General features: G+C 70.7%; 14 protein-coding genes, 2 tRNA genes and 1 riboswitch. Of the genes, 10 read left to right on the forward strand and 6 right to left on the reverse strand.

Features of this window, described 5'->3' with window-relative positions; all coding sequences use genetic code 11:
• The first annotated feature begins 51 nt into the window (after positions 1-51).
• Both EUA98_RS02480 and dnaG read left to right on the forward strand, forming a co-directional pair.
• A complete protein-coding gene (locus EUA98_RS02480; RefSeq protein WP_434063469.1) occupies positions 52-1,350 on the forward strand; it encodes a deoxyguanosinetriphosphate triphosphohydrolase in 1,299 nt (432 codons plus the stop codon).
• A 59-nt stretch (positions 1,351-1,409) separates the two neighbouring features.
• Entirely contained in the window at positions 1,410-3,407 is a 1,998-nt protein-coding gene (dnaG, locus tag EUA98_RS02485; protein ID WP_130101081.1) for a DNA primase, read from the forward strand.
• Positions 3,408-3,555: 148 nt separating this feature from the next.
• Here the strand turns inward: dnaG and EUA98_RS02490 are convergent.
• Positions 3,556-3,631: transfer RNA gene (locus EUA98_RS02490), tRNA-Asn, on the reverse strand.
• Positions 3,632-3,655: 24 nt separating this feature from the next.
• Positions 3,656-4,165: a hypothetical protein gene (locus EUA98_RS02495; protein WP_130101082.1), complete on the reverse strand. Its 510-nt coding sequence runs from the start codon at positions 4,163-4,165 to the stop codon at positions 3,656-3,658.
• Between the two features lie 149 nt (positions 4,166-4,314).
• Here EUA98_RS02495 and EUA98_RS02500 point away from each other — a divergent pair, with 149 nt between their 5' ends.
• The 8 genes from EUA98_RS02500 (at position 4,315) to EUA98_RS02530 (ending at position 11,314) form a co-directional block, all read left to right on the forward strand.
• The gene (locus tag EUA98_RS02500; protein ID WP_130101083.1) at positions 4,315-5,943 is read left to right on the forward strand and encodes a methyl-accepting chemotaxis protein; all 1,629 of its coding nucleotides are present in this window, start codon (positions 4,315-4,317) and stop codon (positions 5,941-5,943) included.
• Positions 5,944-6,222: 279 nt separating this feature from the next.
• Positions 6,223-6,299: transfer RNA gene (locus tag EUA98_RS02505), tRNA-Ile, on the forward strand.
• A 217-nt stretch (positions 6,300-6,516) separates the two neighbouring features.
• The gene (locus EUA98_RS02510) at positions 6,517-8,379 is read left to right on the forward strand and encodes a substrate-binding domain-containing protein (protein ID WP_130101084.1); all 1,863 of its coding nucleotides are present in this window, start codon (positions 6,517-6,519) and stop codon (positions 8,377-8,379) included.
• A 357-nt stretch (positions 8,380-8,736) separates the two neighbouring features.
• The gene (locus EUA98_RS02515) at positions 8,737-9,009 is read left to right on the forward strand and encodes a hypothetical protein (protein WP_130101085.1); all 273 of its coding nucleotides are present in this window, start codon (positions 8,737-8,739) and stop codon (positions 9,007-9,009) included.
• 37 nt (positions 9,010-9,046) lie between these two features.
• Complete coding sequence (locus EUA98_RS19655; protein WP_165372691.1) at positions 9,047-9,376, forward strand: hypothetical protein; 330 nt, start codon at positions 9,047-9,049, stop codon at positions 9,374-9,376.
• A gap of 348 nt (positions 9,377-9,724) precedes the next feature.
• A riboswitch (cyclic di-GMP riboswitch) is annotated at positions 9,725-9,798 on the forward strand.
• A gap of 16 nt (positions 9,799-9,814) precedes the next feature.
• Positions 9,815-10,054 carry a BldC family transcriptional regulator gene (locus EUA98_RS02520; RefSeq protein ID WP_130101086.1) on the forward strand — a complete coding sequence of 80 codons (240 nt, stop codon included), beginning with the start codon at positions 9,815-9,817 and terminating at the stop codon, positions 10,052-10,054.
• A 157-nt stretch (positions 10,055-10,211) separates the two neighbouring features.
• Complete coding sequence (gene def, locus EUA98_RS02525; protein ID WP_130101087.1) at positions 10,212-10,700, forward strand: peptide deformylase; 489 nt, start codon at positions 10,212-10,214, stop codon at positions 10,698-10,700.
• Between the two features lie 116 nt (positions 10,701-10,816).
• A complete protein-coding gene (locus EUA98_RS02530; protein ID WP_130101088.1) occupies positions 10,817-11,314 on the forward strand; it encodes a DUF3145 domain-containing protein in 498 nt (165 codons plus the stop codon).
• A gap of 142 nt (positions 11,315-11,456) precedes the next feature.
• On the opposite strand, the gene EUA98_RS02535 is transcribed toward EUA98_RS02530, so the two are convergent.
• The 4 genes from EUA98_RS02535 to EUA98_RS02550 all read right to left on the reverse strand — a co-directional run bounded on the left by EUA98_RS02535 (position 11,457) and on the right by EUA98_RS02550 (position 15,077).
• The gene (locus EUA98_RS02535) at positions 11,457-12,701 is read right to left on the reverse strand and encodes a beta-ketoacyl-[acyl-carrier-protein] synthase family protein (RefSeq protein ID WP_130101089.1); all 1,245 of its coding nucleotides are present in this window, start codon (positions 12,699-12,701) and stop codon (positions 11,457-11,459) included.
• 94 nt (positions 12,702-12,795) lie between these two features.
• A complete protein-coding gene (locus EUA98_RS02540) occupies positions 12,796-13,044 on the reverse strand; it encodes an acyl carrier protein (protein WP_130101090.1) in 249 nt (82 codons plus the stop codon).
• Between the two features lie 54 nt (positions 13,045-13,098).
• Positions 13,099-14,103: a beta-ketoacyl-ACP synthase III gene (locus tag EUA98_RS02545; RefSeq protein WP_130101091.1), complete on the reverse strand. Its 1,005-nt coding sequence runs from the start codon at positions 14,101-14,103 to the stop codon at positions 13,099-13,101.
• Positions 14,100-15,077: an ACP S-malonyltransferase gene (locus tag EUA98_RS02550; protein ID WP_130101092.1), complete on the reverse strand. Its 978-nt coding sequence runs from the start codon at positions 15,075-15,077 to the stop codon at positions 14,100-14,102. Before EUA98_RS02550 ends, EUA98_RS02545 begins: the two co-directional genes overlap by 4 nt.
• Between the last annotated feature and the right edge of the window lie 14 nt (positions 15,078-15,091).

Genomic DNA, 15,091 nt, shown 5'->3' on the forward strand with positions numbered 1-15,091 from the left:
GTTAAGGTGGCGAACGTGCCGATCGAGAGCCCGTTGCCGCGAGAGGTCCTGCTGCAGGACGCCGAGTCGAGCACGCGCGCGGCGGTGCCGGTCGAGCTCGGGTATTCGCGCGCCGACCGCGCCCGGTGGGTCCTCGAGGAGCCCAAGTCCCGGTCCCGCACCGCGTTCGAACGTGACCGGGCCCGGATCGTGCACTCCTCCGCGCTGCGCCGGCTCGGGGCGAAGACCCAGGTGCTCGGGCCCGCGAGCGACGACTTCGTGCGCACCCGTCTGACGCACACCCTCGAGGTCGCGCAGGTCGGTCGCGAGCTCGGCAAGTCGCTCGGCTGCGACCCCGACGTCGTGGACACCGCGTGCCTCGCGCACGACCTCGGTCACCCACCGTTCGGGCACAACGGCGAGCGGGCGCTCGCGGAGGCCAGCGCCGCGATCGGCGGGTTCGAGGGCAACGCCCAGACGCTCCGCCTGCTCACTCGTCTCGAGCCCAAGGTCGTCGCCCCGGACGGGCGCGCCGTCGGGCTCAACCTCACCCGCGCGAGCCTGGACGCCTCCGTCAAGTACCCCTGGCGCGCGGGGCAGGGGCCGCAGCGCGCGGACGGCACCGCGACCCCGAAGTTCGGGGTCTACGACGACGACGCCGCGGTCTTCGCGTGGTTGCGCGACGGGGCTCCCGCCGGCCGGCTGTGCCTCGAGGCGCAGGTGATGGACCTCGCGGACGACATCTCCTACTCGGTGCACGACGTCGAGGACGCCGTCGTGGGCGGTCGGCTCGACCTGGCCGTCCTCGAGCGCGCGGAGGAGCGGGTCCGGATCGTCGCCGCGGTGCACGCCTGGTACGGCCATGCGGTCGACGCCGACGGCCTGCGCGAGGCGATGGACCGGCTCGTGGCCACGAAGCTCTGGGGCCCGGCGTTCGACGGTTCCCGGGGTGCGTTGGCCGGGCTCAAGGACGCCACCAGCCAGCTGATCGGGCGGTTCGCGGGCGCGGCCGAGGAGGCCACCCGCGAGCGGTACGGGCACGGTCCGCTGACCCGGTACGCGGCGTCGCTCGTCGTGCCGCACCACACCCTGGCCGAGATCCTCGTGCTCAAGGGCCTGGCGGTGACGTACGTGATGGCACCCCGCGAGCTCGAGCCGCTCTACCAGCGCCAGCGCGAGATGCTCCTCGACCTCGTCCGCGTGATCACCGACCGGGCGCCGATCGCGCTCGAGCCGCCGTTCGCGGCCGACTGGGCCGACGCGGCCGACGACGGCGCCCGGCTGCGCGTCGTCGTCGACCAGGTCGCCTCGCTCACGGACGTCAGCGCCGCGGAGTGGCACGCGCGCCTGGTGCCGCCGCCGCACCGCTGACCCGCGACGTTCCCGCGGGAACCGTCCGAGGTGTCCTCGCCGCCGCCTAGACTCGCGCCGTGGCTGGACTGATCCTTCGGGAAGACGTGGAGACGGTCCGCGAGCGCGCCCACATCGAGGACATCGTCGGTGCGCACGTCACCCTCAAGTCGGGCGGCGTCGGCTCGATGAAGGGCCTGTGCCCGTTCCACGACGAGCGCTCGCCGTCCTTCCACGTGCGGCCGCAGGTCGGGCGGTGGCACTGCTTCGGGTGCGGCGAGGGCGGCGACGTCATCTCGTTCGTGCAGAAGATCGACGGACTCACGTTCACCGAGGCGGTCGAGTACCTCGCGGGCCGGGTCGGGATCCAGCTCCGGTACGAGGAGGGCGGCGGGTCGCGCTCCGGCATCGAGACCGGGAGCCGACGGCGTTTGCTGGAGGCCCACTCCGTCGCCGCCCAGTTCTACGCCGAGCGGCTCGCGACGCCGGCGGCGGCCGCCGGGCGGGCCTTTCTCGCCGAGCGCGGGTTCGAGCGTTCGCACGCCGAGCAGTTCGGCATGGGCTTCGCCCCGCAGGGCTGGGACTCCCTGCTGCGCCACCTGCGCGGTCGCGGGTTCACCGAGCCCGAGCTCGTCGCCACGGGCCTGATGAGTCAGGGCAACCGCGGGATCTACGACCGGTTCCGCGGCCGACTGGTGTGGCCCATCCGGGAGGTCACCGGCGACACGATCGGATTCGGTGCGCGCAAGCTGTTCGAGGAGGACCAGGGCCCGAAGTACCTCAACACCCCGGAGACCGCGCTCTACAAGAAGTCCCAGGTGCTCTACGGGCTGGACCTGGCCAAGCGCGAGATCGCCAAGTCCCACCAGGTCGTCGTGGTCGAGGGGTACACCGACGTCATGGCCGCCCACCTGTCCGGCGTCCCGACCGCGGTCGCGACCTGCGGCACGGCGTTCGGCTCCGACCATGCCCGGATCGTGCGGCGGCTGATCGGGGACGCCTCCGGGGTCGGCGGGATCCAGCTGTCCTCCGGCACGAGCGTGGGCGGGGAGATCATCTTCACCTTCGACGGCGACGCCGCCGGTCAGAAGGCCGCCATGCGCGCCTTCGGCGAGGACCAGAGCTTCTCGGCGCAGACGTTCGTCGCCGTCGAGCCGTCCGGCATGGACCCGTGCGAGCTGCGCCAGGCGCGCGGCCCCGACGCCGTGCGCGCGCTGGTGGCCGGACGCACCCCGCTGTACGAGTTCGTCATCCGCACCACGCTCACCACGTTCAACCTCAACACCGTCGAGGGACGGGTGGGGGCGCTGCGCGCCGCTGCGCCGGTCGTCGCCGGGATCCGGGACGCCGGCATGCGTCCCGAGTACGCCCGCATGCTCGCGGGGTGGATCGGGATGGACTCCGAGACCGTGCTGCGCGCCGTCGCCGCGGCCGGCCGGCAGACGTCCGGGACAGCCGCCGGCGGCGCCTCGTCGTCGGGCACCCGCAGGCACTCCGGCCAGGGCGGCGACGACGTGGGCGCGCACGGGCGACCGCCGTCGGGGGACGCGCCCGGCGCGCAAGCGCGCGGTCAGGCCTCGTCCGGGCCCGACCGCCGCGACCCGGTCGCCCGGCTCGAGGCGCAGACGCTGGAGGTGGCCCTGCAGCAGGCGCACCTCGTGCCTCCCGAGTTCGACGCCCTGAGCTCGGACGCGTACGCGGTCCCGGCCTTCCGTGCCGTCCACGAGGCGATCCGCGCCGCCGGCGGCATGGCGGTGGCCCGCGGGCTCGTCGAGGGACAGGGTGGTGCCGGTGCGTGGGTCGAGAAGGTCAGCGAGGAGGCCGCGGCGCCCGTCCGGTCGCTCGTGACCGAGCTCGCGGTCACGCCGCTGCCGGAGGACCGGCCGGAATCGATCCAGACCTACGTCCGCGGTGTCGTCGGGGCGCTCATCGACCTCGGGCTGACCCGCGAGATCGCCGACGCTCGTGGCCGGCTCCAACGGATGGACCCGGATCGGGAGCCGGAGGCCTACCAGGCCGCGTTCGCCGCGCTCATCGCGAGCGAGGGGCGCCGTCGGGCCCTGCGCGCCGAGGGCTGACCCTCCGCCCCGACCCCGCACCAGGTGGCCCCGTTCGGAGACGACAGGCACGCGGCGGCGACCGTCACGCGGGGCGCACAACCGTTGGTCGATAGACGTGCGAAGGGCCTCTCACGTTGCGCTGTGCGCAGGTGAGAGGCCCTGTCCGTGGCTCCCTCGATTGGACTCGAACCAATAACCGTCCGATTAACAGTCGGATGCTCTGCCAATTGAGCTACGAGGGATCGCGGAGACAAACTCTAACAGCCCTACAGGGGTAGTCCTGCCGCTCCCCGCACGCGCGCCTCGGCGGCGTCGACCACGGCCGCGACGGCGGGGTCGGCGAGGTTGACCCGCCCCTGCCCGATCACCTGCGAGAAGAGCTCCCCGTCCTCGTCGCGGCGCAGCGCCACCCGCACCTGGGTGCCCCCGGGCACGACGACGGTCTCCGCGTGCACCACCGAGGACTGGACCCGTTCGCGCAGCGCCCGGGGAAAGGCCGGACGGCGGTTGTCCAGCAGGTGCAGGTCCTGCGAGGTGCCGTCGATCCAGCCGACCGTGATGGTCTCGGTCTCCGGGTCGAGGCTGGCCCGGTCGACGTCGGCCCAGGGGCGCCGCTGCACCGGTAGCCCCGCCGGGGCGACGTACAGGGCCAGCCGCGAGGCGACGACCCACCCGCCGGTGATCTCGGCGGCGGCGATGACGCGGTCGCCGCGGCGAAGTTCCAGGTGGGACCGGACGTCGGGCGGCAGGGCGTGGCGTCGGGTGAACGAAGGCATTCCCCCACGGTAGTGCGCCGCCGTCCGGCCGCCCACAGCCGCCCAGGGGTGATCGGCATCACATCCGAGACAGGTATTACCAATCACTCGGCTGCCGATGGGAGGCACGGTCCAGTTTTCGCCACCCCGTGTTGAGGAAGGTTCTGCCGATGAGCACTGACCCGAGGTCCGCCACCCCAGCGCCCGCCGTCACGGGGTGGATCACCAACCGGTCCGTGCGGACGAAGATCCTTGCGGTGGTCGGGCTGCTCGCCGTCGTCGCGGTGGGTACCGGGGTGCTCGCGGTCACCTCGATGCGGTCGATCGCCAGCACGACGGCGCACATGGCCTCGATCCAGAGCGGTCCGGTCTTCCTGCGCAGCCAGATCCACATCAAGCAGATGGCTGCCCGAATGACGATCGCGAACCTCGCGGCCATGCAGTCGGACGAGGCCAAGGCGACCTGGCTGCAGAAGCAGGTCGACAACGACGCCGGCATGCAGGAGAAGCTCGAAGAGTTCAACGCGACCGAGGCTGCCGACTGGCCCAGCTGGCAGGCGTTCGTCGTCGACTACGACGCCTGGCTGAAGGTCCGCGACGCCCAGCTCACCCCGGCAGCGATGAGCAACCAGACCACAGGGGACTACCAGGATCTGCTGGACAGCGTGAGCGTGCCGCTGAGCAGCGTCTTCGCGGGGGACCTCGACGAGCTGGACGTCGCGCTCACCGAACTGTCCGATGGGCTCGCAGCCGAGGCGGCCGCGACGTCTGACCGGTCGGTGAAGCTGCTGAGCATCTCGCTCAGTGTGGCGCTCGTCGTGGTGCTGACCCTGGCCTTCGTCATGGCCGGCACGATCCGGCGCGGCGCCGAGCGGGTGCGGGTCTCGCTGGAGGCGATGGCCCACGGTGACCTCACGGTCCCTGCCGACGTGCGCGGCCGGGACGAGATCGGGATGATGGCCGCCGCGCTGACGACGGCGCAGACGTCGTTGCGGGCGACCCTGACGGGGGTCGGGGAGACCGCGGCCACGGTGGCGGCGGCCGCGGAGGAGCTCTCGGCCGCGAACACGCAGGTCTCGGCGGGCTCCGACGAGACGAGCGCGCAGGCCGGCGTGGTCGCGGCTGCGGCGGAGGAGGTCAGCCGGAACGTGCAGACGGTCGCGGCGGGTGCCGAAGAGATGGGCGCCTCGATCCGGGAGATCGCGCAGAACGCGAACGAGGCCGCGAAGGTGGCGAGCCGGGCGACCGGCGTGGTGGCCGAGACGAACGACACCGTGGCCAAGCTCGGGCTGAGCAGCCAGGAGATCGGCAACGTGGTCAAGACGATCACGTCGATCGCGGAGCAGACGAACCTGCTCGCGCTGAACGCCACGATCGAGGCGGCCCGTGCGGGTGAGGCGGGCAAGGGGTTCGCGGTGGTGGCCGGTGAGGTCAAGGAGCTGGCGCGGGAGACTGCGCGGGCGACCGAGGAGATCACGCGGCGGGTCGAGGCGATCCAGGTCGACACGGCCGGTGCGGTCACCGCGATGGATGAGATCAGCGCGATCATCGCCTCGATCAACGACTACCAGCTCACGATCGCCAGTGCGGTCGAGGAGCAGACGGCGACCACCAACGAGATGTCCCGGTCGGTCACCGAGGCCGCGCTGGGCTCAGGGGAGATCGCGGCCAACATCACCGGCGTCGCCACCGGCGCCGCCAGCTCCAGCGAGGTCCTCGGCCAGATGGGTGGATCGGTCGACGAGCTCGCGCGACTGTCGGCCGACCTGCGTGAGCGGGTCGCCGCCTTCACCTACTGAGCGCGGCCCGCGCGGCCCGGTTCCGCGCACGTGCGCCTTGAAGGCCGAGGTTCGCCGCCTCGGAGCAGGATGCGCGCGGCTCGCTGGGGGTCGTCACCCGGACCATCACCGGGGGCGACCCCCGTTTGCGGGCTCGCTGACCTGGGGGCCCGTCGATGGGGCAACCGCCGCGCGAGCCCGGGCACCGATTTCGGTCGGGCCGGTGATTGCCGCAGGTGCGCAGGTCAGACAGCGTTCGCGCAGGTCAGCGGCTGTGCCAGGGTACGCTCAGCATCACTAGGGGCAGTAGCTCAGCCGGTCAGAGCAGCGGACTCATAATCCGTCGGTCGTGGGTTCAAGCCCCACCTGCCCCACCAACGTGCATCCGCGTGAGAAGTGACTCTTGGGTGACAGGGGCGCGGGTCCGCGGGGTGGCAGGCTCCGCGCGGGCCGTCATGCGTGCCGTCCCTTGTTCTCCTCCTGGACGGTCAGGGGACCCACATGGACGACACGATGCTGACCGTGGTCGCTCGCCCGGAGAACGTGGGTTGAGTGCCGGCCCGCTATGCGTCGCTCGCCCATCAGGAGTACGAGATGAGTTCTCCGGCAGTCCCAGACCATGCCCAGGGTCGCGCACGCCGATTGGCATTGGTGGCCGTGGGCGCCCTGGTCGCGCTGCTTGGCGGCGTGACCGCCCCGGCCTCCGCCGACTACGTCCTGATCGAGGGGGACGGGTCGACCTGGAGCCGGGTCATCGTCAACCAGTGGGTCGCCGATGTCAGCGCGAACGGGATCCAGGTCGTCTACAGCGGTGGTGGCTCGTCGCTCGGACGGAAGAACTTCGCCCACTACCAGGACGACTTCGCGATCACCGAGATCCCCTACCAGGGGACTGACGAGTTCGGCGCGCCAGACACCTCACTGGGCCGGCCGTACGCCTATGTGCCGATCGTGGCGGGCGGGACAGCCTTCAGCTACCACGTCGAGGTCGGCGGCAAGCTGATGCGAGACGTACGCCTCTCCGGTGCGACGATCGCGAAGGTCTTCACCAACCAGATCGTCAACTGGTCCGACCCAGCCATCGCGGCAGACAACAACGGTCGCCTCTTCCCGAACCTGCCCATCGTCCCCGTCGTCCGTGCGGACCCGTCAGGGACGACCGCTCAGCTCACCGGGTGGCTGAACAGCCAGTTCCCGGCGATCTGGCAGCCCTACTTCGGCAAGGCAGGCCAGTCCACCTACTACCCGACCAAGAGCGGAGCCAGGATGCTCTCGGCGGCCGGTTCCGACCAGCTGATGAACACGATCTCGTCAAGCGCGGGCAACGGCACGATCGGGTACGTCGAGTACTCCTACGCGCTGAACAAGGACTACCCGGTGGTCAAGCTGCTCAACGCTGCCGGCTACTTCGTCGAGCCCTCGGCCCTGAACGTCGCCGTCGCTCTGACCAAGGCGAAGATCGATGACGACGACGCTACGTCGCCCGGATACATGACGGCGATCCTTGACGACGTCTACACCAACCCCGACCCGCGCGCGTATCCGTTGTCGTCCTACTCATACCTGATCCTGCCCACCGGGCCGTCGGGTTCCGGCGCGGGCCAGGACTCTCGGATGACGACGCTCAAGCGGCAGTCGTTGCTTGACCTGATGTTCTATGGCCTGTGCGAGGGCCAGGCCAAGGCCATGGACTACGGCTACTCGCCGTTGCCTTTGAACCTCGTGCAGGCCGGGTTCGAGCAGCTCGGCAAGCTCAAGACCGCTGACGCGAACGTCGACATCCAGAACCGCGACGCGACCAAGTGCAACAACCCGACCTTCGTTGCCGGTGACCTCAATGCCAACCATCTGGCTGACATTGCGCCCATGCCTGCAACCTGTGACGCAGCCGGGTTCGGCCCTTGCCTATCCGCCGGTCAGGACGGCACCGGCATTGATACGGGGGGTGGCATCCGGATGACCCTCGGAGTGCCGTCCGCGCCGGTAACGCCGGCCGGCCTCGTCCTCGCCGTACCGACGGACGCAGGCATCTCGCTTACGGGTCAACGAGACCCGGGCAACACCCGCGTCACCGCGAGCGCGGCAGTGCCGACGATCACGGTTGTCGACACCCGCACCGACGACCTGATCACCAGTTGGCAGGTCCACGCCCAGGCGCAAGCGTTCACCGGAGGGACGGGGATCGTCGATGCCAAGTACCTGGGTTGGACCCCCGAGATACATCAGGTCGTCGCCGAAACCGGCGGGCTACTCGCCGCGCGGGCCGGCTCCGCCGTGCCGTCCTTCCTGAACGACATGGCGAGCAGCGGCCTCAGCGTGGGCCAGGTGCTGGGTGGGACGACCTCCAGTGGACGGGGCACGACGACCCTCGGAGCAGTTCTCGACCTCGCAATCCCGAGCAACACGGCCCAGGGGAGCTACACCTCGACGCTCACCATCACGCTGGTGGCTGGTTAGCCAAAAGCCAGGGAAGCCATCTGACTTGGCAAAATCAGGACATAGCGGGTGTATCCTGAGATTACCGACTTCGGGAAGAGAGAGTTGGCCGCGCCGCTGGTTTTCGAATTGGCGAGCGCGAGCACTTTTCCAAGGCGTGACGACGAAGAGCTGGCTGGCTGTACTCATTTGGCCACGGCGAGAAGATCGCTTCGTCAGCCGGTCGGGTGCCCCATCGAAGCGTCGAGTCCCTGGTGTCCATTTCCCATGACGCGCGCTCGTGGCACCAAGACATCACCTCACGCGTGGTTCCGCGCTGTCGCGCCGCGGGTTCGGCCACGCGCCCATTCGTGAGCACGACGTTTTCGAGGAGTTTTCATGAGTACTCAGCAAGATCAGCGATACCTCGTCCATCTGGACATGCTTGCGGACGCGTTCGATCCGAACGATGCCGTCGAGGCCGTCATGGTGGCGCTGGAACGACTCGGCGGCCTGGCCAATTTCATCTACCGCGTGGAAGAGGTCGGGACCGATTCCCGAGCGTGGGTCGACCTCGTCCGGGTCGACTCCACGAGTGCCCTGGCAGGCCAGAAAGAAGGGCTCGGCACCGCCGTTGGGGGCAGTCGGTTTCCCGGCGAGTTTCTCGGCTGAGCCGATCTCGTCGGGCGGCCTGCGATCCTCGGGTCGGATGCCGCCTGGCACGCCCGTCACGGCTGCACCGCAACCCGTGGTGGGTGCGGGACGCGGTAACGCGCGGGTCCGACACTTCGCCGGGATCGACGCGCTGATCGAGGTCAAGGAACGCGACCTGCGGCGCGCGGTGTGGGAGGTTCCCGATCGTGAGCGGAGCCGGCGGATCGAGGGCATGGCGGCCGGGGCGCTCCGGGGCGGGCAGCTCGCTGCGAGCGCTCGGCTCGCGCAGGCCCGTCGGGTCGCGCTCACTCAGCGGCAGCAGCCGCAGCAGCCGCAGCAACCGCGGCAGCAACCGCAGCCGCAGCAACCGACACCGCAGCGGTGATCGCGGCCGCGGCCGCAGCCGCACCGCGATCGAGATCGCGTGTCCGCCGAACAGAGATCGGGCACCTCACCCGCACAGGGTGAGGTGCCCGGTCTTGTGCAGTGGACCCGCGCCCACCCGTCCTGCTCGCGCTTGGACGTTGATCCAGACTCTAGGTGACGTGCGCCACTCGCGCATGGCGAAACGTCAAGTCCAGGTCATCGGTATCACTGGTGCTTCCCGGGCATGGCCAGGCGCCGGGTCGTCGCTCGGGAGACGTGCGGCGCGGTGGGGCGTGCGAGGAGGGGCGCGCGACGCGCCGGTGCGGAACTTGCGCTTTTGTCCTTTTCGGTGCAATGATTCCCCTTGTCAGCGAAACCGCAAACCCGTCGAGAGGCGGGGACGCAAAGCCACGGGGCCCATGGGCCAGCCGAGCTACCGAACGACAGGAGCAAGACCATGAACACCCCTCCCAACCCGCGTGCCTTCGGTGCCCCCGAGCAGCACCCCACCGGCGCTCTCCTGACGCCGTCTGAGGTTGCCTCGATGTTCCGGGTCGACCCGAAGACCGTCACGCGTTGGGCGAAGGCCGGCAAGATCTCCGCCATCCGCACCCTCGGTGGCCACCGCCGGTTCCACGAGGACGAGGTTCGTCAGCTCCTCGGTGGCGTGCCGGAGCAGCGGAACCCGACGGTCTGACGTCCACGCCGCGTTGGCGCCGCGAACCGGCGCTACGTGAGATCCGCGAAGTGACTCGTCGACGATGCCTCCGGGATCATCGCGCCGATGGTGCACGTCGACACACCCCCGTTCACCCGTGCCACAGGAGCGATGCTCCTCATGGGAGGATTAGGGCATGGCGATGAGAGAAATCCGCACGATCGGTGACCCGGTCCTGCGCACCCCGTGCGAACCGATCACTGAAATCGACGCGCGGGTCCGGTCCTTGGTCGAGGATCTCCTCGAATCTGTCGACCACGAGGGCCGGGCCGGCCTGTCGGCGAACCAGATCGGGGTCAGCCTGCGGGCCTTCTCCTGGAACATCGAGGACGAGATCGGCTACGTGCTGAACCCGGTCATCGTCGAGCTCTCGCCGGACGACTACCAGGACGGCGACGAGGGCTGCCTGTCGGTCCCCGGCCTCTGGTACCCGACGAAGCGTGCCTGGTACGCCCGCGTGGTCGGCACCGACCTCGACGGCAAGGAGGTCTCCGTCGAGGGGACCGAGCTCATGGCGCGCTGCCTGCAGCACGAGGTGGATCACCTCGACGGTTTGCTCTACTTGGACCGCCTCGAGCGGTCGGTCAGGAAGAAGGCGATGCGCGCCATGCGCGAACAGCTGTAGCCGTGGCGTAGCCACGTGCGGCATGATGGCCGCAGCACGGTTCATGACCGTGCACATCTCCTGCAGGGGGATAGGTCGTTGGGGAAGACGAACCTCGACCCGTCAGGAGGCACGACATGGCTGTGATCACCCGAGGTGTGCTCTTTGTGCACTCGGCGCCCCGCGCGCTCTGCCCACATATCGAATGGGCAGCCGGCGGGGTATTGGGCGTGCGCCTGACCCTGGACTGGACCGAGCAGCCCGCGGCCCCCGGCATGTTCCGGGCGGAGCGGTCGTGGCAGGGCGAGCAGGGCATGGGCGCGCGCCTCACCTCGGGCCTGCGCGGCTGGGCCCACCTGCGGTACGAGGTGACCGAAGAGGCCAGCCACGGCGCGGACGGCGCCCGGTGGAGCCACACGCCGGAGCTCGGCATCTTCCATGCCGCCACCGACGTGCACGGCAACGTCGTGGTGCCCGAGGACCGCATCCGCGCGGCGCTCGAGCACGGCCGTGACGCGGCCCGGTTGCGGAGCGAGCTCGGGTTGGCGCTGGGGCAGGCCTGGGACGACGAGCTCGAGCCGTTCCGGTACGCCGGCGCGGGCGCGCCGGTGCGCTGGCTCCACCGGGTCGGCTGACCCCAGCCGCCGTCGGCCCCTCGCGGACACCGGTCAGCCCGGCGCAGACACGTCAGGCCCAGCGCGAAGGTGACTCTCGCGCTGGGCCTGACGGCGTCCGGGCCTATCTGCGTGCGGGGTGCGGGGCTGACCTCCGGTGCGGTCAGGCGCTCGTGACCACCAGGGCGACGTTGTGGCCACCGAAGCCGAACGAGTTGTTGATCGCGGCCAGCGGGCCGGCCGGCAGCTCGCGCGGGGTGTTGCACACGAGGTCGAGCCCCAGGTCAGGCTCGGGCTGCGTGATGTTGATCGTCGGGGGAGCCAGGCGGTCGCGGAGCGCGAGGATCGTGAGGATCGTCTCGACCGCTCCGGCTGCACCGAGCAGGTGGCCCATCATCGACTTGGTGGCCGAGAGCACCATGTGGTCGACGTCGTCCCCGAACAGGGACCGGATCGCGCGGGCCTCGATCATGTCGCCGACCGGGGTCGACGTCGCATGCGCGTTGAGGTGCACGATGTCGCGCGGGGTGAGGTCGGCGTCGGCCAGGGCCCGCTGCATCGCCACCGTCTGGCCGGCGCCGGTGGGCTCGGGTGCGGCGATGTGGAACGCGTCCGAGCTCGTGCCGAGGCCGCCGATCCGAGCGAGCACCCGCGCGCCTCGGGCCGCGGCGTGTGCGGCGCTCTCGAGGACGACGATCCCCGCACCCTCGCCGAGCACGAAGCCGTCGCGGGTGATGTCGTAGGGGCGCGAGGCGCCGGCGGGGTCGTCGTTGCGGGTCGAGAGTGCCTTCATCGCGGCGAACGAGGAGATCGGCATCGGGTGGACCGCTGCCTCCGTGCCGCCGGCGATGACGACGTCGGCCTTGCCGTCGCGGATCATCTGGGTGCCGTAGGCGATGGCCTCGGCACCGGAGGCGCACGCCGACACGGGGGCGTGGGCGCCGGCGCGGGCGCCGAACTCGATCGACAGGTTGGCCGCGGGGGAGTTGGGCATGAGCATCGGGACCGTCATGGGCAGGGCGCGGCGGGCGCCCTTCTCCTGGATGGTGTCCCACGCGGACAGGATCGTCCAGACCCCGCCGATGCCGGAACCGACCACGGTGGCGAGGCGATCGCCGTCGACCACGGGCGAGCCGGCGTCGGCCCAGGCCTCGCGTGCGGCGATCATGGCGTACTGGGCGGACGGGTCCATCTTGCGGGTCTCGGGGCGGGTGAGGACCTCCGCGGCCGGCACGGCGAGGGTTCCGGCGAACGACACGGACATCTCGTACTTCTGCGCCCAGTCGTTGTCCAGGGTGCGCACGCCGGACTTGCCGGCAAGCGCCGCGGTCCACGTGCTCTCGACATCACCACCGAGGGGCGTGGTCGCGCCGAGTCCGGTGACGACGACGTCGATTGCGTTGGTCATGACTGCTCCTGGGGCCGAGGATGACGGAATCCGGGGCGGGTGCTCACCAGCTTGGCTGGCGAGCACCCGACCACGGCGATCGGGAACCGGCGAACTACGCCTGGGCGCCCTGGATGAACTTGATGACATCGCCCACGCTCGAGAGGTTCTTGACCTCGTCGTCGGGGATGCGCACGCCGAACTTCTCCTCGGCGAGCGTGACGATCGTCATCATCGACAGCGAGTCGATGTCGAGGTCGTCGGTGAAGGACTTCTCGGGCAGGACGGAGTCGGTGGGCAGACCGGTCTCCTCGCTGACGATCTCGGCCAGTCCGGCCAGGATCTCCTGCTCGGTGTTCGCCATCGTTGTCTCCTTGGGGTAGATCGTGCGGATCACGTACGGACGGAAGAAAGTCTCTCAGGGCAGGACGACGACCTGCGCCGCGTAGACCAGACCGGCGCCAAAACCGATCTGCAGCGCGAGGGCGCCGCTCTTGACCTGGCCCTCGCTCAGGAGGCGATCGGTCGCGATGCCGATCGAGCCTGCGGACGTGTTGCCGGTGTCGGCGATGTCGCGTGCGATCACGACCGACTCGGGCAGCTTGAGCTGCTTGGCCATCAGGTCGATGATCCGCATGTTCGCCTGGTGGGGGATGAACGCGTCCAGATCGTCGGGCCCGACGCCGGCCGCGTCCATGGCCTTCTGCGCGACGGGGGTCATCTGCCAGACGGCCCACTTGAACACGCTCTGGCCCTCCTGGCGCAGGGTCGGCCAGCTGGCGTCATGGTCGCGCATGTCGAGGAACGAGTGCGTCTGGCGGATCGCGTTGGCCTGCGAGCCGTCCGAGCCCCACACCGTCGGGCCGATGCCGGGGGTGTCGGACGGGCCGACGATCGCGGCGCCGGCGCCGTCACCGAGCAGGAACGAGATCGTCCGGTCGGTCGGGTCGACGAAGTCGCTCATCTTCTCGGCGCCGACCACGAGGACGTTGCGGGCGAGGCCGGACCGCACGAGAGCGTCCGCCTGGCCGATGGCGAAGCAGTAGCCGGCGCAGGCCGCGGAGATGTCCCACGCAGCCGCCGGGGTCGCGCCGATCCGGTCGGCGATGACCGCCGCGGCCGACGGGGTCTGGGTGAAGTTCGTCACCGTGGAGATCAGCACGGCGTCGATGTCCGCGCCCGTCAGGCCGGCGTGCTCGAGCGCGGCGAGGGCCGCCTTCTCAGCGAGGTCCAGCACGCTCGTGCTCGGCAGGGCGCGCCGACGCGTGACGATGCCGGTCCGCTGGCGGATCCACTCGTCGGACGAGTCGATCGGCCCGGCGAGGTCGTCGTTCGTGACCGTCAGCTCGCCGCGGGCGGAGCCGATGCCGAGGATCCGCGTATGGGCCGGTCCAGTCGCCTGGGTCAGGGTCGCACGAGTCACGAGGGGAGCTCCTGGCTGTGGGGGGTGGGGGGAGTGCCGGTGTGGAGGTGGCGGCGCACGAGATCCCGGGCCGCATCAAGGTCGGCGGGCGTCTTGACCGCCACCGTCTCCACCCCGGGCAGGGTACGCCTGGCCAGTCCGGTGAGGACACCGGCGGGGGCCAGCTCGAGCAGGCCTGTGACGCCCAGCTCTTGCATGGTGACCTGGCACCGGTCCCAGCGCACGGGGTTCGCGACCTGCGCCACGAGCCGCGAGAGCGCGGTCGGGCCGGAGGTGATCGCGGCGCCGTCGGCGTTGGAGAGCAGCGTGATCCGGGGGTCCGCGGGCGTGACCGTCGCGGCGCGCGCCGCGAGCTCGTCGACCGCCGGGGCCATGTGGATCGTGTGGAAGGCGCCGGCGACCTGGAGCGGGATCACCCGGGTGCGCGCCGGCGGGTCGGCAGCGAGGGCGGCCAGCGCCTCGAAGGTGCCGGCGGCCACGACCTGGCCGGCACCGTTGACGTTGGCGGGGGTGAGGCCGAGCTCGGCCAAACGGGCCAGCACCTCGTCCGGGTCCCCGCCGAGCACCGCGCTCATGCTGGTCGGGGTCGTGGCGGCAGCGCGCGCCATCGCCGCGCCGCGGACGGCGACGAGATCGAGGGCCTGATCCTCGGTGAGCACCCCGGCCAGCGCCGCGGCACCGAACTCGCCGACGGAGTGCCCGGCGACGACGTCGATGCGCGGTCCGGTCGCGCGGGTGAGGTCGCCGTCGAACACGGCGTGGAAGGTCAGCAGGGCCGCCGCCACCAGCAGGGGCTGGGCCACCGCGGTGTCCCGGATGGTCGCGGCGTCCGACGTGGTGCCGTGGGCCGCCAGGTCCTGGCCGACGACGGCGGAGTACCCCCCGAGCCGCCCATCCATCCCCGGCAGCTCGAGCCAGGGCGCAAGCATGCCGGGAGACTGGGCTCCCTGACCGGGACACACGACGACAAGCACGTGTCCTACTGTGT

This window comes from Pengzhenrongella frigida (assembly GCF_004168625.1).
GTDB lineage: Bacteria > Actinomycetota > Actinomycetes > Actinomycetales > Cellulomonadaceae > Pengzhenrongella > Pengzhenrongella frigida.

Coding starts and splice junctions, on each gene's coding strand:
- EUA98_RS02495 (WP_130101082.1), bottom strand. CDS start 4,165: ATGCCTTCGTTCACCCGACGCCACGCCCTGCCGCCCGACGTCCGGTCC.
- EUA98_RS02500 (WP_130101083.1), top strand. CDS start 4,315: ATGAGCACTGACCCGAGGTCCGCCACCCCAGCGCCCGCCGTCACGGGG.
- EUA98_RS02510 (WP_130101084.1), top strand. CDS start 6,517: ATGAGTTCTCCGGCAGTCCCAGACCATGCCCAGGGTCGCGCACGCCGA.
- EUA98_RS02515 (WP_130101085.1), top strand. CDS start 8,737: ATGAGTACTCAGCAAGATCAGCGATACCTCGTCCATCTGGACATGCTT.
- EUA98_RS19655 (WP_165372691.1), top strand. CDS start 9,047: ATGCCGCCTGGCACGCCCGTCACGGCTGCACCGCAACCCGTGGTGGGT.
- EUA98_RS02520 (WP_130101086.1), top strand. CDS start 9,815: ATGAACACCCCTCCCAACCCGCGTGCCTTCGGTGCCCCCGAGCAGCAC.
- def (WP_130101087.1), top strand. CDS start 10,212: ATGGCGATGAGAGAAATCCGCACGATCGGTGACCCGGTCCTGCGCACC.
- EUA98_RS02530 (WP_130101088.1), top strand. CDS start 10,817: ATGGCTGTGATCACCCGAGGTGTGCTCTTTGTGCACTCGGCGCCCCGC.
- EUA98_RS02535 (WP_130101089.1), bottom strand. CDS start 12,701: ATGACCAACGCAATCGACGTCGTCGTCACCGGACTCGGCGCGACCACG.
- EUA98_RS02540 (WP_130101090.1), bottom strand. CDS start 13,044: ATGGCGAACACCGAGCAGGAGATCCTGGCCGGACTGGCCGAGATCGTC.